The 23,262-nt window shown below is 47.0% G+C and carries 20 protein-coding genes and 1 other RNA gene; 13 read left to right on the top strand and 8 right to left on the bottom strand.

Translation table 11 applies throughout. The features are described 5' to 3' along the window. Positions 1 to 55: 55 nt before the first annotated feature. Both IT233_10255 and IT233_10250 read right to left on the bottom strand, forming a co-directional pair. On the bottom strand, positions 56 to 586 hold the full coding sequence (locus IT233_10255) for an ArsR family transcriptional regulator (GenBank protein ID MCC7303013.1): 531 nt from the start codon (positions 584 to 586) through the stop codon (positions 56 to 58). Positions 587 to 683: 97 nt separating this feature from the next. Beyond that, positions 684 to 3,059 carry a polysaccharide biosynthesis tyrosine autokinase gene (locus IT233_10250; GenBank protein ID MCC7303012.1) on the bottom strand — a complete coding sequence of 792 codons (2,376 nt, stop codon included), beginning with the start codon at positions 3,057 to 3,059 and terminating at the stop codon, positions 684 to 686. Positions 3,060 to 3,272: 213 nt separating this feature from the next. On the opposite strand from IT233_10250, the gene IT233_10245 reads away from it, so the two are divergent. The 6 genes from IT233_10245 (at position 3,273) to uvrA (ending at position 11,832) form a co-directional block, all read left to right on the top strand. After that, on the top strand, positions 3,273 to 6,371 hold the full coding sequence (locus IT233_10245) for a T9SS type A sorting domain-containing protein (protein MCC7303011.1): 3,099 nt from the start codon (positions 3,273 to 3,275) through the stop codon (positions 6,369 to 6,371). A gap of 17 nt (positions 6,372 to 6,388) precedes the next feature. Beyond that, on the top strand, positions 6,389 to 6,622 hold the full coding sequence (locus tag IT233_10240; protein ID MCC7303010.1) for a hypothetical protein: 234 nt from the start codon (positions 6,389 to 6,391) through the stop codon (positions 6,620 to 6,622). Positions 6,623 to 6,645: 23 nt separating this feature from the next. Beyond that, entirely contained in the window at positions 6,646 to 7,194 is a 549-nt protein-coding gene (locus IT233_10235) for an archaeosortase/exosortase family protein (GenBank protein MCC7303009.1), read from the top strand. Beyond that, entirely contained in the window at positions 7,175 to 7,648 is a 474-nt protein-coding gene (locus IT233_10230) for a hypothetical protein (GenBank protein ID MCC7303008.1), read from the top strand. Before IT233_10235 ends, IT233_10230 begins: the two co-directional genes overlap by 20 nt. Positions 7,649 to 7,714: 66 nt before the next feature. Next, entirely contained in the window at positions 7,715 to 8,989 is a 1,275-nt protein-coding gene (locus tag IT233_10225) for a serine hydroxymethyltransferase (GenBank protein ID MCC7303007.1), read from the top strand. Further along, positions 8,989 to 11,832, top strand: coding sequence for an excinuclease ABC subunit UvrA (uvrA, locus tag IT233_10220; GenBank protein MCC7303006.1), 2,844 nt, complete (start codon positions 8,989 to 8,991; stop codon positions 11,830 to 11,832). The genes IT233_10225 and uvrA overlap by 1 nt, the downstream gene beginning before the upstream one ends. Here the strand turns inward: uvrA and IT233_10215 are convergent, their stop codons facing one another. The 5 genes from IT233_10215 to IT233_10195 all read right to left on the bottom strand — a co-directional run bounded on the left by IT233_10215 (position 11,833) and on the right by IT233_10195 (position 16,283). Next, positions 11,833 to 12,579: a hypothetical protein gene (locus IT233_10215; GenBank protein MCC7303005.1), complete on the bottom strand. Its 747-nt coding sequence runs from the start codon at positions 12,577 to 12,579 to the stop codon at positions 11,833 to 11,835. It lies immediately after the preceding gene. A gap of 8 nt (positions 12,580 to 12,587) precedes the next feature. Then, on the bottom strand, positions 12,588 to 13,586 hold the full coding sequence (bioB, locus tag IT233_10210; protein ID MCC7303004.1) for a biotin synthase BioB: 999 nt from the start codon (positions 13,584 to 13,586) through the stop codon (positions 12,588 to 12,590). A 73-nt stretch (positions 13,587 to 13,659) separates the two neighbouring features. Then, positions 13,660 to 14,781: a glycosyltransferase gene (locus tag IT233_10205; protein ID MCC7303003.1), complete on the bottom strand. Its 1,122-nt coding sequence runs from the start codon at positions 14,779 to 14,781 to the stop codon at positions 13,660 to 13,662. 6 nt (positions 14,782 to 14,787) lie between these two features. Then, positions 14,788 to 15,735, bottom strand: coding sequence for a glycosyltransferase family 2 protein (locus tag IT233_10200; GenBank protein ID MCC7303002.1), 948 nt, complete (start codon positions 15,733 to 15,735; stop codon positions 14,788 to 14,790). Continuing rightward, positions 15,732 to 16,283, bottom strand: a complete 552-nt coding sequence (locus tag IT233_10195) for a DUF4199 domain-containing protein (GenBank protein ID MCC7303001.1) — start codon at positions 16,281 to 16,283, stop codon at positions 15,732 to 15,734. The genes IT233_10200 and IT233_10195 overlap by 4 nt, the downstream gene beginning before the upstream one ends. A gap of 58 nt (positions 16,284 to 16,341) precedes the next feature. On the opposite strand from IT233_10195, the gene ffs reads away from it, so the two are divergent. The 3 genes from ffs (at position 16,342) to IT233_10180 (ending at position 17,787) form a co-directional block, all read left to right on the top strand. Beyond that, an RNA gene (ffs, locus tag IT233_10190) (signal recognition particle sRNA small type) lies at positions 16,342 to 16,441 on the top strand. Between the two features lie 66 nt (positions 16,442 to 16,507). Beyond that, positions 16,508 to 16,855: a translation initiation factor gene (locus IT233_10185; GenBank protein MCC7303000.1), complete on the top strand. Its 348-nt coding sequence runs from the start codon at positions 16,508 to 16,510 to the stop codon at positions 16,853 to 16,855. Next, a complete protein-coding gene (locus IT233_10180) occupies positions 16,852 to 17,787 on the top strand; it encodes a class I SAM-dependent methyltransferase (protein ID MCC7302999.1) in 936 nt (311 codons plus the stop codon). The genes IT233_10185 and IT233_10180 overlap by 4 nt, the downstream gene beginning before the upstream one ends. Here the strand turns inward: IT233_10180 and IT233_10175 are convergent. After that, on the bottom strand, positions 17,774 to 18,514 hold the full coding sequence (locus IT233_10175; GenBank protein ID MCC7302998.1) for a glycosyltransferase family 2 protein: 741 nt from the start codon (positions 18,512 to 18,514) through the stop codon (positions 17,774 to 17,776). The genes IT233_10180 and IT233_10175 overlap by 14 nt on opposite strands. A 90-nt stretch (positions 18,515 to 18,604) precedes the next feature. On the opposite strand from IT233_10175, the gene IT233_10170 reads away from it, so the two are divergent. The 4 genes from IT233_10170 to ribB all read left to right on the top strand — a co-directional run. After that, positions 18,605 to 20,062 carry an LptF/LptG family permease gene (locus IT233_10170; GenBank protein MCC7302997.1) on the top strand — a complete coding sequence of 486 codons (1,458 nt, stop codon included), beginning with the start codon at positions 18,605 to 18,607 and terminating at the stop codon, positions 20,060 to 20,062. Then, positions 20,059 to 21,264: a glycosyltransferase gene (locus tag IT233_10165; GenBank protein MCC7302996.1), complete on the top strand. Its 1,206-nt coding sequence runs from the start codon at positions 20,059 to 20,061 to the stop codon at positions 21,262 to 21,264. The genes IT233_10170 and IT233_10165 overlap by 4 nt, the downstream gene beginning before the upstream one ends. Further along, the gene (locus IT233_10160) at positions 21,261 to 22,436 is read left to right on the top strand and encodes a glycosyltransferase (GenBank protein ID MCC7302995.1); all 1,176 of its coding nucleotides are present in this window, start codon (positions 21,261 to 21,263) and stop codon (positions 22,434 to 22,436) included. The genes IT233_10165 and IT233_10160 overlap by 4 nt, the downstream gene beginning before the upstream one ends. Before the next feature lie 27 nt (positions 22,437 to 22,463). After that, positions 22,464 to 23,262, top strand: a 799-nt coding sequence (gene ribB, locus IT233_10155; GenBank protein ID MCC7302994.1) for a 3,4-dihydroxy-2-butanone-4-phosphate synthase, incomplete at its 3' end; no start/stop codon positions are given.

Genomic DNA, 23,262 nt, shown 5'->3' with positions numbered 1-23,262 from the left:
CAAATTTCAATCGTATGCTGTCCGATCCGACCTGTTCGGAAAGGGAGTTATTAACCTACTTTTCCCAAACCAGGAGTGGGTCCAGACCCGGCTCCGAAATCTTACTCAAGTCGAATTCGGCAACTTCAAAGTGAATAAAGCGGATCTTCTTGTCCATTTTTTTCTCCGCTTTTTCAATAAGTTCAAGGAGATATACCTTGTCAATTTTCCCAACCAGCACCAGGTCAATGATGTCTGAATCCTGGCCCCGTGCCAGCTTGCCGACCAGATAGACCTTTTCCAGGGATCCTATCCTCTGCAGGATATATTCATACACCTTGTCGAGCCCGACTACCTTTAAAACAATGCTGTGAATATCCTTGAACAGCGGGTGCAGCTTGTTAACCCTGAACATTTTCTTGTTACCGCTGGAATAAGATTCCAGGAAGCCGGCGTCCTCAAACCGGTTGAGTTCCAAACGGATACCATTGGTCGACTCTCCAAACTCCTCCTCAAGATTCCGGAGATAGGCCGTGTTGTTTGAGTTCAGAAAAAATTTCAGGAGAAGCTTGATCCTGGTCTTTGACGATACTAATGTTCCTATCATTTATGAGTAATTAAATTACTCATAAATGTACGAAATCTACCATCATTAAGTTACAGTAAAGGGAAGATGCGTGTGTTAATTGCTGATCTACAGATCGTTAGGCTTTACCAGAAGTGTCTTTCCCATAACCATAGCCGTAACCGTAGCCGTAGCCGTAACCGTAACCGTAGCCATAGCCATACCTGCTGTAATAATACCGTGACCGGCGCTGTTTAACAGAATTCAACAGGAAGAAGAAATTCCGAATCTGATTGGCGCTTACCAATTCATTCACGCTTTTCACCGAATCGGGTCTTGCAAACCTGGTACTCAGAACAAACAACTTGATGTCGGAGAATTTCATCAAAACAAGGGCATCTGAAATAAGCCCAATGGGTGCCGTATCGACAATAACGTAGTCGTAGTGATTATTACAATAATCGAATATGTCCTGTATACGTTGTGACAAAAGAAGTTCGGAGGGATTAGGCGAAATGGGGCCGGACAGGAGTACATCCAGATTCTCAAATTCGGTTTTCTTAATGCTTTCTGCAATGGTAGTTCTACCCACCACGATGGTTGAAATACCTACATCCGCCTCCATCTGCAAACTCTTTTGTATCCTCGGCTTATGAAGATCAAATTCGAGCAGAATAACCTTTTTCCCCGCTTTCGCCAGAATATAACCCAGGTTCATACTGCAAAAAGTCTTCCCTTCACCCGGACCTCCGGAGGTGATCAGGATGGTTCTGTGCTCCTGATCCACCGGCACATACTGTATGTTGGTACGAATAGACCTGAAGCATTCCGCAAGTGCTGATTTTGGATGAGAATCCAGGGCAATCTTGAAGTTCTCTACCCCGGAAGTGTGAACCACCTCTCCGATCAGCGGCAGATTCGTGTTTTCTTTCAGATCCTGGAAATTCTCAATTCGTGCGAAAAAGAATATTCGGATGAAAGTAATCAGCAGCCCTATAAGAAGTCCGCCAAGCAGAAAAGAATACCTGATCTTTGGTTTGTCCGGGCTCACAATACCCATCGAGCGCGCCTGTTCAATTACCTTGGTTTCCGGGATGATACTGGCTTTGGCAATTTCAGTTGTTGCTTTTTTCTGTAAAAGAAACGTGTAGAGATTTTCATTTACTCCGAGCTTACGGCGAATGTTGTTTACCCCACGGGATTTAACCGGAATGGTTTTAAGACTGGTAACAAACTTGTTGATTTCGGTCTCCACATTGGCCATGGCCTCTTTGGTAGCTTTCCTGGAATTGGAAATATATACCAGCAGTATCCTTTTAAATTCCAGTATTCTGCCCTCCAGAGCGCTAAAGGCCGGGTTATCCTTCGTTTGACTCACCAGCATTTCATTTTTTGTTAGCTGGAGACGATACAGTTCAGTCGTGCTCTTCTGAAGGAATCCATCCGTAATGCTGATATAAGCAGAGGGGGGAAGAAATTCCGGATCTTTATCCTCGATGATGTACTTTTCCAGATCCTTCAAAGCCTCCAATTCCAGATTCAACTTGGTCCGTTTTTCCTGGTAAGTACTCATTTTGTCAAAAAACTCCTGGCTTTCCTTTTCAAGATCAAGGATATTATTGATTTCACGGTACTGCATCAGCGTATCTTCAATGGTGTCGAGGGCCGTCACCACCTCTGTCATTTGTCTCTGGATATATTTCAGTGTGTTTTCATTCAAATCCAACCGCGTTTTCACGGTATTTTCGATATATACTTTTGATAAAGTATCCAAAAACAACCTGGCTCTTTCTGAAATAACATCCTTCAATCTCAAAATAAGAACATTCGTATAATCAGGTGTCTCTACTTCCAGTGAATACTTGAACTGATTTATAAGGTCCTCCTTCCGGTTGATCCGGAAGAGGTACTCTATGTCTGACAATTTTGCCAATGACTCTTTAGTGAATGTAGGTGAGAGGGATACCAATATATTAAAGTCAGTATCTATCAGTTCCTCATTAAACCGTCCTTCCTTAGTGACTTCCGTTCCTGCGTTCAGATATGAAATAGAAAAAGACTTTTCGTCAAGAATCCTCATTCTGACCATCTGACCATAAAGCCATGGCTTGATGGTAGAAAAAGTGACTCTGAAAGGCATTCCCGTGAATTGTTCAGTGGTCTTCAAGCGCCCCTGAATGAAATAAGACACTTCAAAATTCAGGCGGTCAATTGATTTGGCGATCAGGTCATAGGACTGAATAACTCTTGTTTCATTCGCATTGTCAATAAAGGACTTGTAGCCGTAATAGCTCCCATAATTCTCGCCGACCACGCTCCCCGGATTATATTCCTCGTTTGATTTTAATAAGATATGCAACTCTACACCATAGATATCCTCCATTTTATGTGTGTAGATATAACTGGAGAAAAACGCAACTCCGGCACATAGGAGTACAACCCACCAGTTCCGCCGGGCAAGGCGGATTACCTTTTTGAGGTCGTTCAGGTTTATCAGACCACTTGACTCACTCATCTGCCGCAAAGGTATGAAATTGAACTAAAAAGGTGAAAATCAATTAAAAGCAAGCCATGACTCCCCTATCCCACAGAAAGAAATATCCTCTGATAATGAGCAATATTTATGCGCAATGCCTACATTTGTAATTAGACAAAGAAGGGTGTTTAATCGACTAATGACCAAACATTTACCGCGCTTTGCTCGTATATTTACACAAATAAGTAACCAATGAGAAAATTTACACTTGGTGCTGTTGCACTGATCGTTCTTTGCATCCATCAGCAATCTATTGCAGCTACAATCTCCTCTGCTAACGGGGGTGGAAGCTGGCATGTAGCCGGCTCCTGGTCTCCGGCACAGGTGCCGACTTCGGCAGACTCTGTGGTTATTACTGCCGGAAATCCTATTTCGACAAGTGCGTATGCCTATTGCAAAAGTCTTTCGATCCTGGCTGGGGCAACACTTACCAAAGGTTCTACTTTCAATATTGTTAACCACCTGGACGTGGATGGTACATACACTGGTCTTGGAAATACAAATTTCACCGGGGTGTCTACTGTTCAGGGGGCCGCTGTAATCTCGGCCACGGGGCATTATGTTTTTTTTAATAATGCTACCATTCTCGCGGGTACGGTTATTAATGCTCCAGGCGGTATCCGTCTGTATGGCACAGGTACGGTCAGAAATTTTGGTTCCATCACCTTATACTCTGAAACCCTCGGAATCACTGCAGGAACCACTTTCGTTAACGAAGCCGGATCTACCTGCGTAATCGGTCGGAATTTCAATAGCATAGCTGGAACACTGGATTGCAGCGCAGTCCCAAATACATTTGAATATAGGGGCGTATACGTTGGACAAGTACAGCCTGCTACCACCAACTATAATAACCTGACATTCTCAGGAGGCGGAGGAAAAACCCTGATGGGCAATGTTGTAGTAACCGGTACTACCACTATTAACGGAAGCACCTCACTGAATGGCAATGGATTTACCTTCACAACTTCCGGTAACTGGGTAAACAATTCAGGAGTAGCCAATCTAACATCATTCGATATCATTTTTAACAGTGCAGGTACGCAAACCATTTTCAAACCTATTACGGAAACCTTCCGCGACATGACATGTTCCGGTACCGGAACCGTACTTTTCAATACGCATGTAAGGCTCACCGACGATCTCACCATTAACTCGGGAACGCTGGATGTAAATACCTACCCCTACTCTTTTTATATTCAGGGCGACTGGCAGAATAACGGGGGAGTATTTAATCCCAGAACAGGGGCTGTTCGTTTCGAAGGAACTGGGGCGCAAACGCTGAATCGCCTGGTAGGAACAGAGGTGTTTTACAATTTTCAGCGATACAACACCGGTACACTGACCCTTACATCCAATATTTCCGTTGGACGTGATGTTACCATTACGGCAGGCACCATGGCTTGTTCAGGGTCTCAGTTTCTCTTTGTGACCCGTAACTGGGTTAACTCCGGCGGCACTTTTTCGCCTGCAACGAGTACCATATTCTTCCAGGGAACCGGATCCGTTAGTGTAGGAAAAACGGTTGCGGGAACAGAAACATTTCACAGTATCATTAAATCCACGACTACAACCATGACGCTCACCAGCAGCATTTCCTGCACGGGTAACTTCACTCATTCTGCGGGAACACTCGATGTGAGCGCCAGTAATTACAACATCTCCGTTGCTGGTTTCATTGCCATGAACAGCACTTTCAATGCCCGTTCAGGAAAAGTAACCATGAATGGTTCCGGAGCTCAGATTCTTACTGCCGGACTGGATCACACCTTCTATGATTTTGAAGTAGCCAATACCGGACCCGGCGTTACCCTGGCTGCTGGCAACCATACCATTTCCAATTCGTACATCCCTACTTCCGGCAATATGTCCACCTCCGGCGGTACATCATTCACCTGGCCTTCCTCTGCTTTTAAACATGCCATCATTGCTGGCGGCCCGGGCACTTTTACCGGCACCGGCTATGTTATGAATCGTTACATTTCGCCCCGTGCAGCCAACTGGGTTGATCTTGCTACACCTGTTAGCGGCACTACCCTGGCGGACTGGGATAATGAAATTTACATGAGTGCTGTAGGAGGCCCTGATGGGACTGCCTGCTGTCCCACTTTTTACTCCGTAACCCAATGGGATGAACCATCCGGTGACTGGGTAAATATCACAACAACAGCTACCGCATTGGATCCTGATCAGGGGTATACCCTTTTTCTTGGCGATGATCTGGTAGATTGGTTTGGAACCTCAGTAATCAATGTTACGGGTACCCCGGTGAGTGGCACCCAGCCAATCTCTCTGAGTTACACCGGTGCTTCCCCGGACCCTGGAGGAAATGTGGTTGGAAACGGTCAAAATGCTTTCGTAGATTGGTCTACCATCCTCGCCGCATCTCCGGGCGTTGATGCCTCCTTTTACATTTATGATAATACAGGAAACTATATAACGTATGGTGCCGGGGATATGATCGCACCACACCAGGGATTCTGGGTTTATGCCACCGGTTCCGGCCAAACCCTCAATATTACCCAGTCGTCAAAATCCCCCAGCACAGCCTCTACCTGGTACAGGGTTGCTAACATCCACGACCTTTCCATTAAGATCTCTTCAGAATTGAATTCTTTTTCTCATGAAATTTTTGTTGATCTGGATGAAAATGCAACGAACGGTTACGATAACGGACTGGACGCACGCTTCGTAAAGAGCCCAAACAAAGTAGCTCCCAATCTTACCATGGTTCACCAGGGGAATCTGTTGCTTGTGAAAAACGCCTTCGCCCCGATAGAAGATGTAGTGGTAATTCCCGTTCGGGCAAAAGTAGGTGCAGATGGTATCTACACACTATCAATAAACGGGGCATCCAATATTGACGAGTATTCATGTGTTCTGATCAAGGATCTGGTAACAGGAAAAGTGCATGATCTCAGGGAAACACCCGTATTTAAGGTGACTATCGGGATGAACGAGGATCCTGACCGCTTTCTGCTTTATTTCATCAGAGAACAAAACGCGTGTGAGGATGCGCTTAATAAAACGGTTGATAATACGTTCTTTAACGATGGGCAAGTACTTCTTCTGAATGACGGCAAATCTGCCTCGCTGCAATTCAGTCTTGATCCCAACACCCCCGTTCAGATATCGGTTTACGATGCGGTGGGCGAGTTAATTTCCAGCGTCACCGAGGTGGTCGGGGAACAGACACTTCCCATCTCCATTCCTGAGACGAACGGCATCTACCTGATTTCGGTAACAGTCCATGGTCAAACGGTTACGCATAAAGCCGTAATAAACAAATAGTATTACCTTTGCACTAAATGAGACTATCTCTTCGCTTACTGATTTTTACACTATTCCTGATTTTGGGATGTGCAGATATTTTTGCGGCCATGGGACCACCCATGGGACCGCCGATGGGACCACCCTGCTGGCCACCTCCCTGCATTCCGGTTGACGGGGGACTGAGTTTCCTTCTTGTTGCCGGAGCGGCTTATGGGGGAAAAAAGCTCTACGACGTAAAGAAAAAGCGAAACACCGCAAAAGCTGAGTAACCCTCAGCTTTCTTTTTGACCCTATGTTTCCAAACCTCTTAAAGAATAAGTTTTTTGTATTTCTGCTAAAAGCGGGAACACTGTATCTGATCTGGTACCTGCTGTACGAGCTTTATATAACACCCCGCACCCGTCTGAATCTACTGACCATTGATGTACTTATATCCCACAGTACAACTTTTCTGGAGTGGATGGGATATCCTCTCATTGAGCGACCGTATGATGAAATTTACAGGACCATGGGAATTGACGGCTCGAACGGTGTATGGATCGGCGATTCCTGTAACGGGTTGACCCTGTTCGCTATTTTCACGATTTTTATTCTCTCCTGGCCGGGACCCTGGAAAAGGAAACTCTGGTTCATACCGGCGGGCATAGCGATCATTCATACGTTGAATGTAGTACGTATCGCTGTTTTATCTCTGATCGCATTTCATCACACAGAGTGGCTGGATTTCAACCACACCTATACCTTTCAGGCTTTGGTCTATGGTGTTATCTTTCTGCTATGGATGTGGTGGGCCAATAAGATATCCAAACCCACACTGCCGGATGAATCACCGAAGAATTAAACAGGTCAGTTTCGGCATCATGATTGCATCCATGATTGCAGGGCTCGGATTTCTCAGGGACTTTATCTTCGTTAACATCAATTTTCAGTTATATAAGTTATGGTACGGTGAGGAAAACTATCACCTTCCTCCTTCCCTCTCCTTTCTTGAATCCTGGGAAGCCGACACCCTATATTACGCGAAGTTCCCCCTTACCCTGTTCACTATCCTGCTTTTTTTCGGAATTGCGCATTTCACGGTCAGGTATTATTTCCGGGAACACAAATACCTCTATCTGAACCTTGTCGCTCACCTTTTCTTCTGCCTTCTCGGCGGGATTTTCTATCTCTATGGCCTCGTATTCAACGACTTCAATAACGGATACCACTTTGCCCGGATCTTTCTGGACTTTGTGCAGACCCCCCTCACGTTGATGATGGTACTGCCAGCATGTAAACTGCTTGAAACCCGTTAAAAAATATTCCCCGGGTCAACGCAGCATTGCCCGCAAATTCTAATTTTACATTCTCACACTGTACCCATGGGCAAAGACCATCAAATCTTCGACTTGATCGCGAAGGAAAAGCACCGCCAGATGAGCGGGATAGAACTGATTGCATCCGAAAACTTTGTCAGTAACGATGTGCTCAGCGCGATGGGCTCCGTTCTGACCAACAAGTACGCCGAAGGACTACCCGGCAAGAGATATTATGGAGGATGTGAAGTGGTTGACCAGGTTGAACAACTTGCCATTGATCGTGCCAAAGCATTGTTCAATGCTGCCTGGGTAAATGTTCAGCCTCACTCCGGCGCGCAAGCCAATTCCGCGGTGATGCTCGCAATTCTCAAACCCGGTGATACCCTGCTTGGTTTTGACCTGTCACATGGCGGACACCTGACTCACGGATCACCGGTTAATTTTTCCGGCAAACTGTATCGCCCCGTCTTCTACGGCGTTGACCGGGAAACAGGAAGGGTGAATTACAATACCATGGAAGAAATTGCTACCCGCGAACGTCCGAAACTGATTATCGCCGGAGCTTCGTCTTATTCGCGCGACTGGGATTATGAGCGTATGCGCAAGATCGCAGAAAAAGTGGGAGCACTCCTGATGGCTGATATTTCCCACCCTTCCGGACTGATCGCCCGCGGAATTCTCAATGATCCACTCCCTCATTGCCATGTAGTAACTACCACTACGCATAAAACCTTACGCGGTCCGAGGGGCGGACTGATTATGATGGGAAAAGATTTTCCGAATCCGATGGGAATCACCACACCGAAAGGTGAAACACGAATGATGTCTTCTCTGCTGGATAGTGGCGTTTTCCCCGGAACCCAGGGTGGTCCATTGGAGCATATGATTGCCGCAAAGGCAGTGGCTTTTGGTGAAGATCTTCAGGACGGATACATGAAATACTGTCTCCAGGTAGTAAAGAACGCTTCGGTGCTGGCCGATGCCCTGATGAATAAGGGGTATCACATCATTTCCAGCGGAACCCAGAATCACAGCATGCTGATTGACCTCCGTTCAAAAAACATCACCGGCAGGGAGGCAGAAAGTGCGTTGGTGAAGGCGGATATCACATGTAATAAGAACATGGTTCCTTATGATGATAAATCTCCGCTGGTAACTTCCGGTATCCGGATCGGAACACCGGCCATTACTACCCGGGGGCTGAAAGAAAAAGACATGATAAAGGTGGTGGATCTCCTGGACGAAGTGCTAATGAATAAAGACAACGAAACACGTATTTCCGCGGTAAAGAAGAAAGTGAATACGATGATGAAGAAATATCCGTTGTTCAAAGCCTGATGAGTGATGTTTCCCATACAACAGATACGCGGCGTTATATTTATATCCAGGGAGCGCGGCTTCATAATCTGAAGAACATCTCCGTTGCTATTCCCCGCAACAGGCTTGTGGTTATCACCGGTTTATCCGGCTCAGGAAAGTCCACTCTTGCGTTTGACACCTTATTTGCTGAAGGACAACGGCGCTACGTAGAAAGCTTATCGGCATACGCACGGCAATTCCTTGGAAAAATGAATAAGCCGGAAGTAGATTTTATAAAAGGGATCTCACCGGCGGTGGCGATACAGCAGAAGGTCACCACACGGAACCCACGATCCACCGTTGGAACCTCTACGGAAATCTACGATTATCTGAAGTTATTGTTTGCAAGAACCGGGCGCACCTACTCCCCTGTTTCCGGGAAGGAAGTGAAGCGTCACAGTGTGTCGGATGTGGTTGCCTATTGCCTTAGCCTCCCCGCTCAATCTCATTTTCTAATTCTTGCACCACTCCCAACCCTAAAACCGAAAGAACGTCGTCAAAAAATTGAATTATTGATTCAACAGGGCTTTTCCCGTATCCTTTCATCCGGAAAAATAACGCGCATTGAAGAGCTTCATGCGCACAAAGGTACGCATGACGGAAAAGAATGGCTGGTAATAGACAGGATTACCTCCGATCCTGACCAGGAAGAAAACACCGCAAGGATCAGCGATTCCGTGCAATCGGCCTTGTTTGAAGGAAATAAAGAATGTGCCATTGCTCCGTTGAGGAATAATGAGTTGATCCGGGAAAACCAAATGGAAACCTTTTCATCCCATTTTGAGATGGACGGTATTACTTTTGAAGAACCCGACGTTAATTTCTTCAGTTTTAATAATCCCGTTGGAGCGTGTAAAACCTGCGAAGGCTACGGAAGTATTATTGGGATTGATGAAAACATGGTGATACCGGACGACAACCTTTCTGTTTTCCAGGATGCGGTGGCCTGCTGGCGCGGCGAAGTGATGAGTGAATGGAAAAAGGAAGTAATCAAACATGCTGCAAAAACTTCTTTCCCTGTTCACAAACCTTATAAAGATCTCAGTGCCCCGCAGCGGAAAGAATTATGGGAAGGAAATAAGCACTTTTCCGGTATCCGGGATTTTTTCAGGATGCTCGAACAAAATCTGTACAAGATACAGTACCGGGTAATGCTGGCACGATACCGGGGAAAGACACTGTGTCCGGATTGCAAAGGTACGCGGCTCCGGAGGGATGCGACGTATGTTTGTGTAGGAAAGAAAAATATATCTGAACTGGTTCTTATGCCGGTGCACGATCTGTATGCCTTTTTTCACAACCTAAAACTGAATGAACACGACGAAAAGGTAGCGCGCCGCATTCTCTTGGAAATCCGTAATCGCCTGCAATACCTGATGGACGTTGGACTCGGATATCTGACACTGAACAGGTTATCCAACTCGCTTTCCGGAGGTGAATCGCAACGCATCAACCTGGCCACCTCGCTGGGTAGTTCCCTGGTGGGTTCAATGTATATCCTGGACGAACCCAGTATAGGGCTGCATCCGCGCGACACACATCGTTTGATCAAAGTACTTCAACAACTCCGGGACATCGGTAATACCGTTATTGTAGTAGAACATGATGAAGAGATCATGCAGGCGGCGGATGAGATTATTGACATTGGTCCGGACGCAGGCTCCAGAGGAGGGGAATTAGTCTTCCAGGGCACACTCAGAGAACTGGTAAAAAGCGGAAAAGGATGGACCGCCGCCTATCTGGGAGGCGCCGAAAAGGTTCCTATGCCGGTCAGGAGAAGAATTCTGAATGATTACATTGAAGTAAAAGGTGCGGCAGAGAATAACCTGAAAAAAATCAATGTCCGGCTTCCGCTGAATGGGCTGGTGGTTGTTACAGGTGTGAGCGGAAGCGGAAAATCTACCCTGGTCAGAAAAATCCTCTACAATGCCCTCCGGAAGCGACTGGACGGAAGTTCGGATATTCCCGGCAAGTTTACCTCGCTCGGTGGTTCCGTGGATCGCATTGAGCAGGTGGAATTTGTTGATCAGAATCCGATTGGCAAATCTTCCCGAAGTAATCCTGTGACATATGTAAAGGCGTACGATGAGATCCGCAGCCTGTTCTGCCATCTGCCACTTTCGAAATTACGTGGATACAAACCTTCACACTTCTCCTTTAATGTAGAGGGAGGCCGTTGCGATCAATGTCATGGGGAAGGTGAAGTGATCATAGAAATGCAGTTTATGGCAGATATCCATCTGCCTTGCGATTCCTGTGGCGGAAAGAGATTTAAACAGGACATTCTTGAAGTTGTGTTTATGGAAAAAAACGCGGCTGACATCCTCGAGATGACAGTCAGTGATGCCATGCATTTCTTCCGCTCAGCAGGTGAGTCATTTCCGGAATATACTTCAGCATGTCACCGCATTGTGGAAAAACTACGGCCACTGGATGATGTTGGACTCGGATATGTCCATCTGGGTCAGTCCAGCAGCACTCTCAGCGGTGGCGAGGCACAGCGTATCAAACTGGCCTCCTTCATTGGAATGGGTACGCACGGAAAAACAACCCTCTTTATCTTTGACGAACCCACCACCGGATTGCATTTTCACGATATCCGAAAGTTGCTACTGGCTTTTGATGCGTTGATTCATCAGGGACATTCCATTTTAGTTATTGAACATAATGCAGAGGTAATCAAATGCGCCGACTGGATTATTGATATGGGGCCCGAAGGAGGCGAAGCAGGCGGAGAAGTGGTTTTCGCAGGCAAGCCGGAAGACCTGGTAAAAAAATCCCAGGGTCATACTGCCCGCTTTTTGAAAGACAAACTGAAATAGTTACTCCTTGGATATGTCCACCCGTATTCCGGCGGACACATTCCACTGAAAAATCCTGTGTTTGATCTCCGAAGGATTCTCTGCTTTGGAATTATTAAAATAGGTGAATTCCAAATGAGGAAAGAGAAAAACATAGGTGTGCGGATAGAGTTTAAAATCCGGAAGAAGTCCCATTGTAAAAAACCATGTTTGCGCCAAGGCTTCTTCTCCAAAAAAGTTATGGTGATCAACAAATGAAACTCCGAAGTACCCGATATGGCCTTTCAGGCTGCAAGCCAGGGGATGCTCAGATTTTGGTGCAAAGGGCACCTCATACTGCACATAGATCTTATCCATCCTGAAAGATTCGGAATATAAAATAATTTTATCCCCGGTTGCCTGTTCGAGTGTCAGCCTGTCGATGTAATGATACTGGAAATTGATCCCAATGCCCAGGCGAAAAGTAGAAATAGGCATACACACATCCAGAAAATAGTTGTCGTAGACACCGGATGTTCTGAACTTGATGTTACCGGAGGCATAGGATGCGCCGCTGAGGTCATATATGAGCGTGTTACCTAACTCCGAATTCCAATAAGATTTTCCCTTCCCGGCTCCCAGAGCAGCGAAATACTTGGCATATTTTCGGTCCAGTTTTGACAGAAAGCTACCTCCGGTTTTAGGACCCTTTTTTGCCTTAGTTTTCTGTGCGAAAACAGGTCCGGCGGACAAAGCGAGAATCAACAGAAGAGCCGGGAGGCGTACCATGGGGTTAATTATTGGACGTTTGCCAGGCCCGAATAGTTGCCTGCAGTTTCCGCATTTGACGGGGCGGGAGTAAGACCCAGTATACTAAACAATTCTTTATCCTCCTCAAGTTCAGGGTTGGGCGTTGTAAGTAACTTCTCCCCGGCAAAGATCGAATTGGCACCGGCAAGAAAACAAAGCGCCTGTCCTTCCCTGCTCATGCGGGTTCGGCCGGCCGAGAGACGCACATTGGATTCAGGCATACAGATCCGCGTTGTTGCTATCATGCGTATCATATCCCAAATAGCTACGAGGGGCTGGTTTTCAAGCGGAGTACCCGCAACAGGAACCAGGGCATTGATAGGAACAGATTCCGGCTGCGGATCCAGAGAGGCGAGCGTCAGAAGCATATCAATCCGGTCGTCAATACTCTCTCCCATTCCAATAATTCCTCCGGAGCAAACGGTTATTCCGGCTTTGCGGACATTTTCAATTGTTTCAATCCGATCTTTGTAGCTTCGGGTTGTGATAATTTCGCCATAGTTCTCCTCCGAGGTATCCAGGTTATGATTATACGCATGCAAGCCAGCTTCGGCCAGGCGTTGCGCCTGTTCCTTTGTAAGCATACCTAAGGTGCAGCATACCTCCATACCCATGGCATTGATCCCACGCACCATTTCGATCACCCGGTCAAAATCTGCATTGTCACGCACCTCCCGCCATGCAGCACCCAGGCACATTCTGGATGCCCCGCCTTCCCTCGCCCTTTCGGCTAACTGAAGCACCTCCTCTTTAGGTAAAATCTTGTGAACTTTCACCTCTGTACTATACCTGGCTGCCTGGGGACAATACGAGCAATCTTCCGGGCATCCACCCGTTTTCACACTAATCAGGGAACTGACCTGTACTTCACCTACTTTGTGATATCTTCTATGAACATCAGAAGCCCTGACGATCAGCTCCAGAAGGGGCATTTCGTAAACAGCCTTCAAATCCTGTCTGTTCCATTTTCTTTTCTGCTCACTCATATATTAACAAACCTACGATATTTCTATTAATCATTAAAGGAATCAAAACTTTAAATAAGTAGCTGTATATTGCTTATTTCGTGATATTTATAATTTCATCAACCATCAGACTCCAGGAGAACCGTTTCCGCTCTTCCTCTATTCCTTTTTGAAATCGCTCCGGGTTTCCTGCCAAAAATTCAAGAAGCTTTTCACTGATCGCCCGGGCGGATGGATCCGTAACAAATCCCACTTGCCCGTGCGGCACCATTTCGGCCAGACCACCCACGCGCGTAACGAGTACCGGTTTGCGAAACTGCAAGGCTACCTGCGTAACGCCGCTTTGCGTGGCATGGCGGTAGGTTTGTGTGATCAGATCCGCTGCAGAAAAGTAATGCTTCACGCGATCATCGGGGATAAAATCATTGCGCTCGATGATAAACTCCTTCAATCCATAATTTCTGATCATCGTCTTATAAGGCGAAGGGTCTTCGTAATATTCTCCTGCTATGATCAGCTTCACGGGAAACTTTCTAAGGCGGGAATCGGCAAAAGCCTCAAGCAGCAGATCCAGTCCCTTATATTTTCGAATGAATCCAAAAAAAAGAAGGTACCTGAAAGAAGAGTCTAACCCCAGTTCCCTGAGTGCATTCTCCCGTGGAACCGCCTCTCCGAAATTATCGTACAAAGGATGAGGTACGAATTTGGAAGGTTTATTGATTCCAAGTGTTTCAATATCCTTTAGAACCGATTCAGACATGGTGATGAACCCATCACAACTTCTTAAAAAATATCCTGTGAGTGCATCTCCGAACATCATTTTCTCATGGGGGATAATGTTGTCCGTAATAGCAACAATTCGTGTATGCCGGTTCTTTCGAACCCTCCGTGCAATTGTTCCCTGCGCCGGCGCCATGAAGGGCATCCAGTACCGGAAGACAAGCAGGTCCGGTTTCTCCGTCGCAATCCTGTTTCCGACGGCAATCCAGTTCATGGGATTCACCGAATTGACACTAACCTCCACCGGAAAATCCTTCGGAGGCGGCTGGTCAGAAAACTGTGTCTTACCCGGAAATAAAAAACCGGGATATTGCAGAGAGTACGTAACAATACGACAATCATGACCCGACGCTATGAAGGCACGTGCCAGACGTTCATTGTACGAAGCTAGTCCGCCCCGCAATGGATGAGCTGGTCCGAGTATGATAACCTTCACGGGGAATCAGATCTTTTTTGTGATCAGATAACTGTTCCGCACGGATGAGTTCCGGGAAATAAGTTCGCCGAGAAAACCTGCCAGAAAAAGCATCGTGCCCAGCACCATGGTAGTGAGTGCGATGTAGAAAAGCGGATTATCGGCCACCAACCGGGCCGACTGATTATGCAGAACATGCCATATCTTGCTGGCGCCGAGATACAGTGCCAGTACAAATCCGATAAAGAACATGATGGTTCCCCATGGGCCAAAAAAATGCATTGGCCGTTTCCCAAATTTCGACATAAAGGTGATGGTAAGCAAATCCAGGAATCCGTTGATGAACCGTTCCCATCCGAACTTGCTTTTTCCGTATTTCCGTTCCTGGTGGGCGACCACCTTCTCCCCTATCTTTACAAATCCCGCCCACTTGGCAATGACCGGAATGTAACGATGCATTTCACCAAAAACTTCGATCGATTTAACCACATCACGGCTGTATGCTTTGAGGCCGCAGTTGAAATCGTGCAGGTATATGCCTGAAACCATCCGCGTTACCCGGTTAAATAATTTGGTGGGAAGCGTTTTGGTGATGGGATCGTATCGCTTCTTTTTCCATCCTGAAACCAGATCGAAATTTCCCTCTCTAATCATCTTGTACAACTCCGGAATCTCTTCGGGGCTATCCTGCAAATCTGCATCCATCGTGATCACTACATCGCCCTGCGCGGCATCAAATCCGACATGCAGTGCAGCAGACTTTCCGTAATTCCGGCGAAAGCGAATGCCGCGAATGCATGAATTATCAGCCGCCAGTTTCTCCACCACTTCCCACGACTTGTCTTTGCTGCCGTCATCAATAAAAATAACTTCATAGGAAAACTTGTTCCCTTCCATTACCCTTCGAATCCATGCGGCAAGTTCCGGAAGCGACTCCTCTTCGTTAAACAGCGGTATTACAACTGATATATTCATGACTGGCTGGACTGGTCAATCGGAGATTCCTGAAAAACATTGGGGTTCTCCTTTTTTGAAATGGCTGCCGTGATCAGGGAGATCAGCATTCCGAAAATCACATAACTGATAACTGCGGTAATGGCCAGGATAACGGGGGACATGAACTTACGGGTCATATCCATAGCCATCTGGATCTGTTCCTCCGTCATTTGTCCGTCGTCCATCATTTTTTCCTCGGCCTTAATAAGTTCCTTATCGAGAGAACCCGGATCAACATAAGTGAGGTAGATGTAAGTAAAAATGGCAATAATAATACCGACAAAAACGCTAATCATGGTACCCGCTTGCCATGCTTTGCCGAAGGTGATATATCCACCCAGCGAACGGTCTCTCCATTGGGTTGTTCCGTACCACATCCCCGCAGCCATAATCACCATTCCCAGCCATCCCAGAGGCGAATTCCTCATTTCCAGCATATTCAGGATCATAGAAAAAACAACCAGGGCAATGCCCGTGATAAGTCCGTAGATAGAGGCATTGTTGAGTAATGTGGTTTTCTTCTGCATTTGTAAGATTTTTGGCTTGCAAATATACTGATTTGCAGGGACTTTGTATATTTGCACGGGGCAAGTCTCATACGACCAGCTCCTGCTGAACTCCCCCAGGTCGGGAACGAAGCAAGGGTAGGCGGTTGTAGCGGTGCGATATGATCAGCTTGCCCTATTTCGCCCACCGATCCGTTTATTAATGGAGCAGGTGGGTTTGAAATTTATGGCCATCAGCAATTGAGATGATGAAGAAGAAGAAAAGCAGAGACGGAGGGTTAGTGTATTCCACAAACCCTGACTTTGTGCCTTCAGGGGAGGAAGAACAGGCGGAGTATAGCTCTGCTCTGCCCTCGCAGCAATCGTTACGAATTTATCTGGACCGCATTGGCGGGGGGAAACTGATATCCCGGATCACCGGTTTTCAGATGCCAGACGAGGCCATGGATGAATTGGCACGTGAGCTCAAACAGAAATGCGGAGTTGGCGGCAATGTCAAGAACGGTGATATACTTATTCAGGGGGATCACCGTGAAAAACTTGAGAAAATGCTGAGAGAAAAGGGCTTCCCTGTAAAAAAAGCAGGAGGATGAATCACCCTATCCCTTCCGCCCTTAAAGCATGCCTTTCAGGGGACTATAGCATATCTGAAGGTAACCCTCTCACACTGGTCTTCGGCGCTAAATCAGAAGTGTCAGCGGCGTTTGACAAGTTTTATTTAACAGAAACAAAAGCCCTTCCGGACAAATATCATGAATTGAAACAAAAGCATTCCGCGATCGGTGAAGGATACCAGAGGATGGAAAAGATCACCAATCTTATCCTGGAAAAGCTAGGTAACGATATCCTGATCATTGAGCTTGGCGGAGGTGTGTTTCAGCAAAGGAGCGGGTGGGCCAACGAAAAATTTCCAAATTATATCCCTCTGGATATCTCAGAGGGAAATATGAATAGATACTCTGACAAATATACCCGCTGTTCAATTGCTGCCAACGCGGAAAAGCTTCCTTTTAGGGATAAGAGTGTGGATTGCATTTTAACGCACACTTTTCTTGAACACCCGACTCACCCGGAAAAGGTAGTCCGCGAAATTGCCCGGGTGATTAAACCGGGAGGCTGGGTGGTCCACAACGATGCCTGGTTTTGTCGTTGGTGGCAACGGTACGGGGTGGTAGGACTAAAAAGCTTCTCCTCCATGAACCTGACGGAAAAACTCATTGCCATCTCTGCCACCTTTACTGAATTTCCGTTAATTCGCATACCGCCGGTAATCTTCCAGCGGCTCTTCCGTCTTCTTCCCTTCTCCGGAGGGGGGCGTGACCTTCGGTATACTAAGCTAAAACCGAACTATGAGATGCAACTTGGTTGTGACGAAGACGCAGCCAGTTCAATTGATCCTGTAGACGTGATTCTTTACTATGAACAGAGCGGCTTTGGTTCTCTCTACCCGCTGGGATTCACCCGCAGGTTGTTTTACCGCAACGAACCTGTATTTCTGGTCCGCGACCGGGTCAGCGGTATATAGAGGACTTCATTACTCCCCATTTATTCAACCGGTGTTTTAATGAAACAGAGAGGCATCCGATCCCATACTTCATGCTTCTTGAAAAATTGATAGAGGAAGCTTCTTCGAAATACTTAGTGGGGCAGGTTACTTCCGCGATTTCAAACCCCTTATAGATGATTTGCGACAACATTTGATTGTCAAATACAAAGTCGTCACTGTTTTCCTCGATGGCGATAGCCCGGATCACTTTCACAGAAAATGCCCTGTAACCGGTGTGGTACTCTGATAGTTTCTGTCCTACCAGCAGATTCTGAGTAAACGTAAGAAAACGGTTAAAAATGTATTTATACACCGGCATCCCGCCGCGCAGTGCCCCCTTGCCTAATATCCTGGAACCCAGCACCACGGGGTAAACACCATTGGCAATGATGTACGCCATGGAATGGATGAGCCTGGGAGTATATTGATAGTCGGGATGCAACATTATTACAATATCCGCGTTAAGATCAAGAGCCTTCTTGTAACACGTCTTTTGATTACCACCATATCCCCGGTTCTTTTCGTGCCTGAGCACATGCCGGATGCCAATGGCCCTGGCCTGTTCTGAAGTGTCGTCCTTGCTGGCATCGTCCACCAGTACTACTTCATCCACAATATCAAAGGGAATCTCATCATAGGTGCGTTTTAGCGTTTGCGAAGCATTGTAAGCCGGCAGCACCACCACAAGTTTCTGACCCAGGATCATAGGTCAAATGTACGTATTCAGCGTGAAAATTTGCACAATAATTGCAGTGCATATTACTGAAACGCAAAAGGTTAGTAATATATTTGCAACTTGAACACGCTGACTCGATATACGATCTCCGCCTACCTTGGTCCGTTCGTACTCACATTTTTCATTTCGCTGTTTGTGCTTTTCATGCAATTTCTCTGGAAATGGTTCGAGGATTTTGTTGGAAAAGGGATTGACGTCTTCACCCTGACCGAGGTGGTGTTCTATGTTTCACTCACATTAGTGCCAATGGCTCTGCCGCTCGCGATTCTACTCTCTTCGCTGATGACCTTCGGGAACCTGGGAGAACATTATGAACTCGTTGCTTTAAAATCTGCAGGATTATCGTTGGGGAGAATTATGCGTCCGCTCACCGTTTTTATTCTGGGTGTTTGCTGCCTGGCATTTGTATTCAGCAACAACATCCTTCCGTTCGCCAGCCTGAAAGGATGGACCATTGTACACAGCATCGCTGAAACCAAGCCAGCCATGAATCTGAAACCCGGCGCCTTTTATTCCGGTATTCTGGGATATGTAATACGTATCGAAGGTAAATCCGATGACGGCAATATATTAAAAGGTATCACGATTTACGATCATACACAGGGCATGGGCAACACACGTGTGACTACAGCAGAGTCCGGCTCCATGCAAATCAGCGACGACAAAAAGCATCTGATTGTAACCCTCAAAAACGGGCACTCCGCAGATGAAATGGTAAATCAGAATACCGAAATCTCCCATCCCTATACCCGCACGCATTTTATGGAGCAACGGGTGCGAATTGATCTAAGAGGCTTCGAACTGAAGCGGATGGATGAGGACATCCTGAGTTCCAACTATGATATGCTGAACATTGGCCAGATTGAGGATGAACTGGACTCCTTAAAACGCGACCGCGCGGAAGCAGGTGCTTTCTTCATGAACAGAGTTAATAATAAATTCTTCAGGCAAGGTCCTCCTCACAAAACCGTGCAGCGACCAGTAAGTCCGTTCAAACCATCTGCCGTGTTGCCCCTTCCCAATCCGGAAATGGAAATCAAAATGGCTCCTCCGGCGAACGATCGCCAGAAGCAGCTTCTCGTTCTGGAGCGAGCCATTCAAAGCGCCCGTGCTTCTAAAACCGACGTTGAGAGCTATATGCAGGAAAAGGAAAACCTCATTCAACCGGAGGTTAGCCTGAAACTGGTCTGGCATAAAAAATTCACCTTATCCTTTGCTTGTCTTGTTTTGTTTTTCATCGGAGCGCCGCTCGGTGCGATCATCCGTAAGGGAGGACTGGGAATGCCTGCAGTAGTCTCCATCCTTTTATTCATTCTATATTATATTCTCAGTATCACTGGTGAAAAGTTTGCGAAAGAGCTGATCATTTCTCCCTTTTTTGGTGCCTGGGCAGCCCCCTTCATCCTGCTTCCTCTCGGTGTGTTTCTTTCCTGGAAGGCGACGACCGACTCCACCCTTTTCGACGCGAACGCTTATCTGGAACCCGTCGCTAAATTATTCAAACGGAGACGCAGATGAGGATACTGCAGCTCACCAATAAATTTCCGTATCCACCCAGGGATGGGGGTGCCATTGCCACCCTGAACATTTCCAAAGCACTCGCGCGGCAAGGGCATGGCGTTACGGTTCTGGCGATGAATACCACGAAGCATTTCTTCAACCCGATGGATCTCCCGGAAAAACTCTCCGAAGAGATTCTTTTTCATTCGGTGAAGATTGACAATGATATCAGCAGCTTCCAGGCATTGAAATCATTAGTAATGAACCGTTCGTACAATGTGCAGCGATTCCTCTCACGGGCATATACAGAGAAATTACGGGAACTATTACGGAACAATGGTCCGTTTGATGTGGTTCAGCTGGAAGGGATTTATCTTGCCCCCTATATTTCTATTATCCGGGAGAATTCAAATGCACTGATCAGTCTCAGGGCACACAACATTGAGCATCTGATCTGGGAGCGGCGGGCGCGCAACGAACACACCATTTTCCGGCGGAGTTACTTAACACTGCTTGCCCGGCAATTGCGCCGCTTTGAAACCGAACAATTGAAGAATATTGATGTGCTGGTACCCATTTCACCTGTCGACGAGCTTGGTTTCAGGAATCTTGGCTTCACCGGTCCGGTGCATATGTGCCCTGCCTCTTTTGATGAGCAGGAATTCTGTTCTACCCATCAGCCTCCGTCACATAAAAACATATTTTTTCTGGGCGCGTTAGACTGGGCTCCCAACCTCGAAGGCCTCCGTTGGTTTATCAGGGAAGTATGGAGGAAAGTAATCGCCTATCACCCGGATCTCCTGCTTCATATCGCAGGAAGAAATATGCCGGAGGAAATCAAGTTTCTCCATGCACCCAATGTGAATGTACTGGGAGAGGTGGAGGATGCAGTACACTTCATGAGCTTGCACAACATGATGATCGTACCGCTCTTTTCCGGAAGTGGAATGCGTGTAAAGATTGTGGAGGGAATGGCACTTGGAAAAGTGATAATTACCACTCCGGTTGGTGCCGAGGGAATAAGGGCACAAAACGGCACGCACTTCCTGGTGGCGGATGATGCAGATTCATTCGCAAAAGCCATTCTCCGGTGCCTGGGCGACGAAACGCTTTGCCGGGAACTTTCCGCTCAGGCTTCCCGCTTTGCCCATGCGCATTTCGGCAATATGGCCACCACGGCGCAGCTGACAGCATTTTATCAAAAACAGCGGAAATCATGATCTGGGAAGAAATCGTATTCTGGAGTTTAGCAGGAGCGCTCGCACATTCCTACCTCGTATTTCCTTTGGCCGTTCGCTTGCTAGCTCATTATAAGAAAACCGCCGTCCTCCCTGAAAAACCCCTTCCTACCGTTTCCGTTCTTGTGGCCGCATACAACGAAGCTTCCGTTATCTGTGAAAAACTTCAAAGTGTTCTTGACCAGGATTATCCTTCGGAAAAAATTGAAATACTGGTTGGTTCCGACGCGTCCACGGACAGTACCAACGAACAGGTAGAAGCACTTTCCCGGCGCGATGCACGTATTCAGTTGAAAATATTTCCGCAACGAACTGGCAAGATCGGTATCATCAATGATTTGGCAGCCCTTAGCACCCGTGAGATTCTTGTAATTACGGATGCGAACGTTCTTTTTGAGAAAAGCACACTAAAAGAAATGCTCCGTCATTATGCCGATGACCGTACAGGACTGGTGGACACCAACATGATGCATCGCGATGTTGGAAACCGCGGAATCGCGAAACAGGAACACACCTATATCCGAACAGAAGTGGGAACAAAAAATGCAGAAGGAAAACTCTGGGGTTGTATGATGGGTCCGTTCGGAGGATGTTATTCCGTACGAAGGGAGCTTTTTAGTCCTGTACCCCCACGCTTCCTGGTAGATGACTTTTATGTAAACATGAAAGTCCTCCAAAAAGGATACAAATGCATTAACGAAAAGAATGCCATGGTCTTTGAAGATGTTTCCTACAGCCTGAAAGAAGAGTTCAGACGAAAGATCCGAATTGCTACCGGAAACTTCCAGAATATGTTCAGGTTTTCCGGGATGCTCTTTCGTTTCGATGCTGTTTCTTTTTGCTTTTTTTCCCACAAGATTCTACGCTGGCTGGGGCCCTGGCTGATGCTGGTGATGCTTTTTCAGAATATTTACCTGCTACAGGTGCTTTGTGAATGCACGAGCGCTGTTTACCGGTACACACTATGGGCCGGAGCCGGGATATTGGCACTTCCTCTCCTGGACCTCGCTTGCAGCATGGTAGGGCTGAACATAAAAATCTTCCGGTTTGCTACGCATTTCCTCTCAATGAATCTGGCGCTTTTTATCGGCACGTTTCGGTTTCTGAGAGGGGTTCGGACCTCCGTTTGGCAGCCTACCCGCCGGCATCAGTGATCGCGGGGAAAATGGTACCTTTGCACTATGGAACACACCCTCCGTCTGAACCGTATTGAAGATGCCCTGGAAGATATCAGGTCAGGAAAGGTGGTGATTGTGGTAGACGATGAAGACCGTGAAAATGAGGGGGATTTTGTTGCGGCGGCGCGGCATGTTACCCCGGAAGTTGTCAACTTTATGGCCACGCACGGACGCGGCCTGATCTGCGCCTCCATAGAAGAAAAACGAGCGGAGGAATTGCAGCTGGAAATGATGGTTCCCCGGAACACGTCGCAGCACTCCACACCCTTTACTGTTTCTGTCGATCTTACGGGTAATGGCTGTACCACCGGTATCTCCGCTTCGGATCGTTCGAAAACCATCCGTGCGCTGATTGACCCCTCCGTTCAACCCTCAGATTTTGCAAGACCTGGTCATATTTTTCCGCTAAGGGCAAAAAACGGAGGCGTCTTGAGAAGAGCAGGTCATACCGAAGCAAGCGTTGATCTTGCAAAACTTGCAGGCTGTGAACCTGCCGGTGCCCTGGTGGAAATAATGAACGAGGACGGAACCATGGCTCGCCTACCCCAGCTGTTTCAGATCGCACAACGTTTCAACCTGAGCATCATTTCTATTAAAGATCTTATCGCTTACCGGTTAAAAAGAGAAAGTATTGTGGAACGGAAAGTGGAGGTAGATCTTCCCACGGAGTTCGGAAAATTCCGCCTTATTGCATTTACCCAAACCACCAACGGAATGGAACATCTTGCGCTGGTGAAAGGCAGCTGGGAAGAAGATGAACCAATCCTGGTTCGCGTGCACTCCTCCTGCCTTACCGGCGATG

The organism is Bacteroidia bacterium (genome assembly GCA_020852255.1).
Classification (GTDB): domain Bacteria; phylum Bacteroidota; class Bacteroidia; order JADZBD01; family JADZBD01; genus JADZBD01.
This window is presented reverse-complemented; position numbering and strand designations above follow the sequence as displayed.

Excerpts from the sequence above, each read along its gene's own strand:
- bioB (MCC7303004.1), bottom strand. The coding sequence starts at position 13,586 with ATGAGTGAGCAGAAAAGAAAATGGAACAGACAGGATTTGAAGGCTGTT.
- IT233_10250 (MCC7303012.1), bottom strand. The coding sequence starts at position 3,059 with ATGAGTGAGTCAAGTGGTCTGATAAACCTGAACGACCTCAAAAAGGTA.
- IT233_10230 (MCC7303008.1), top strand. The coding sequence starts at position 7,175 with ATGAATCACCGAAGAATTAAACAGGTCAGTTTCGGCATCATGATTGCA.
- IT233_10255 (MCC7303013.1), bottom strand. The coding sequence starts at position 586 with ATGATAGGAACATTAGTATCGTCAAAGACCAGGATCAAGCTTCTCCTG.
- IT233_10180 (MCC7302999.1), top strand. The coding sequence starts at position 16,852 with ATGAATCACCCTATCCCTTCCGCCCTTAAAGCATGCCTTTCAGGGGAC.
- uvrA (MCC7303006.1), top strand. The coding sequence starts at position 8,989 with ATGAGTGATGTTTCCCATACAACAGATACGCGGCGTTATATTTATATC.
- IT233_10245 (MCC7303011.1), top strand. The coding sequence starts at position 3,273 with ATGAGAAAATTTACACTTGGTGCTGTTGCACTGATCGTTCTTTGCATC.
- IT233_10215 (MCC7303005.1), bottom strand. The coding sequence starts at position 12,579 with ATGGTACGCCTCCCGGCTCTTCTGTTGATTCTCGCTTTGTCCGCCGGA.
- IT233_10165 (MCC7302996.1), top strand. The coding sequence starts at position 20,059 with ATGAGGATACTGCAGCTCACCAATAAATTTCCGTATCCACCCAGGGAT.
- IT233_10225 (MCC7303007.1), top strand. The coding sequence starts at position 7,715 with ATGGGCAAAGACCATCAAATCTTCGACTTGATCGCGAAGGAAAAGCAC.
- IT233_10235 (MCC7303009.1), top strand. The coding sequence starts at position 6,646 with ATGTTTCCAAACCTCTTAAAGAATAAGTTTTTTGTATTTCTGCTAAAA.
- IT233_10160 (MCC7302995.1), top strand. The coding sequence starts at position 21,261 with ATGATCTGGGAAGAAATCGTATTCTGGAGTTTAGCAGGAGCGCTCGCA.
- IT233_10195 (MCC7303001.1), bottom strand. The coding sequence starts at position 16,283 with ATGCAGAAGAAAACCACATTACTCAACAATGCCTCTATCTACGGACTT.
- IT233_10240 (MCC7303010.1), top strand. The coding sequence starts at position 6,389 with ATGAGACTATCTCTTCGCTTACTGATTTTTACACTATTCCTGATTTTG.
- IT233_10185 (MCC7303000.1), top strand. The coding sequence starts at position 16,508 with ATGATGAAGAAGAAGAAAAGCAGAGACGGAGGGTTAGTGTATTCCACA.
- IT233_10200 (MCC7303002.1), bottom strand. The coding sequence starts at position 15,735 with ATGAATATATCAGTTGTAATACCGCTGTTTAACGAAGAGGAGTCGCTT.
- IT233_10175 (MCC7302998.1), bottom strand. The coding sequence starts at position 18,514 with ATGATCCTGGGTCAGAAACTTGTGGTGGTGCTGCCGGCTTACAATGCT.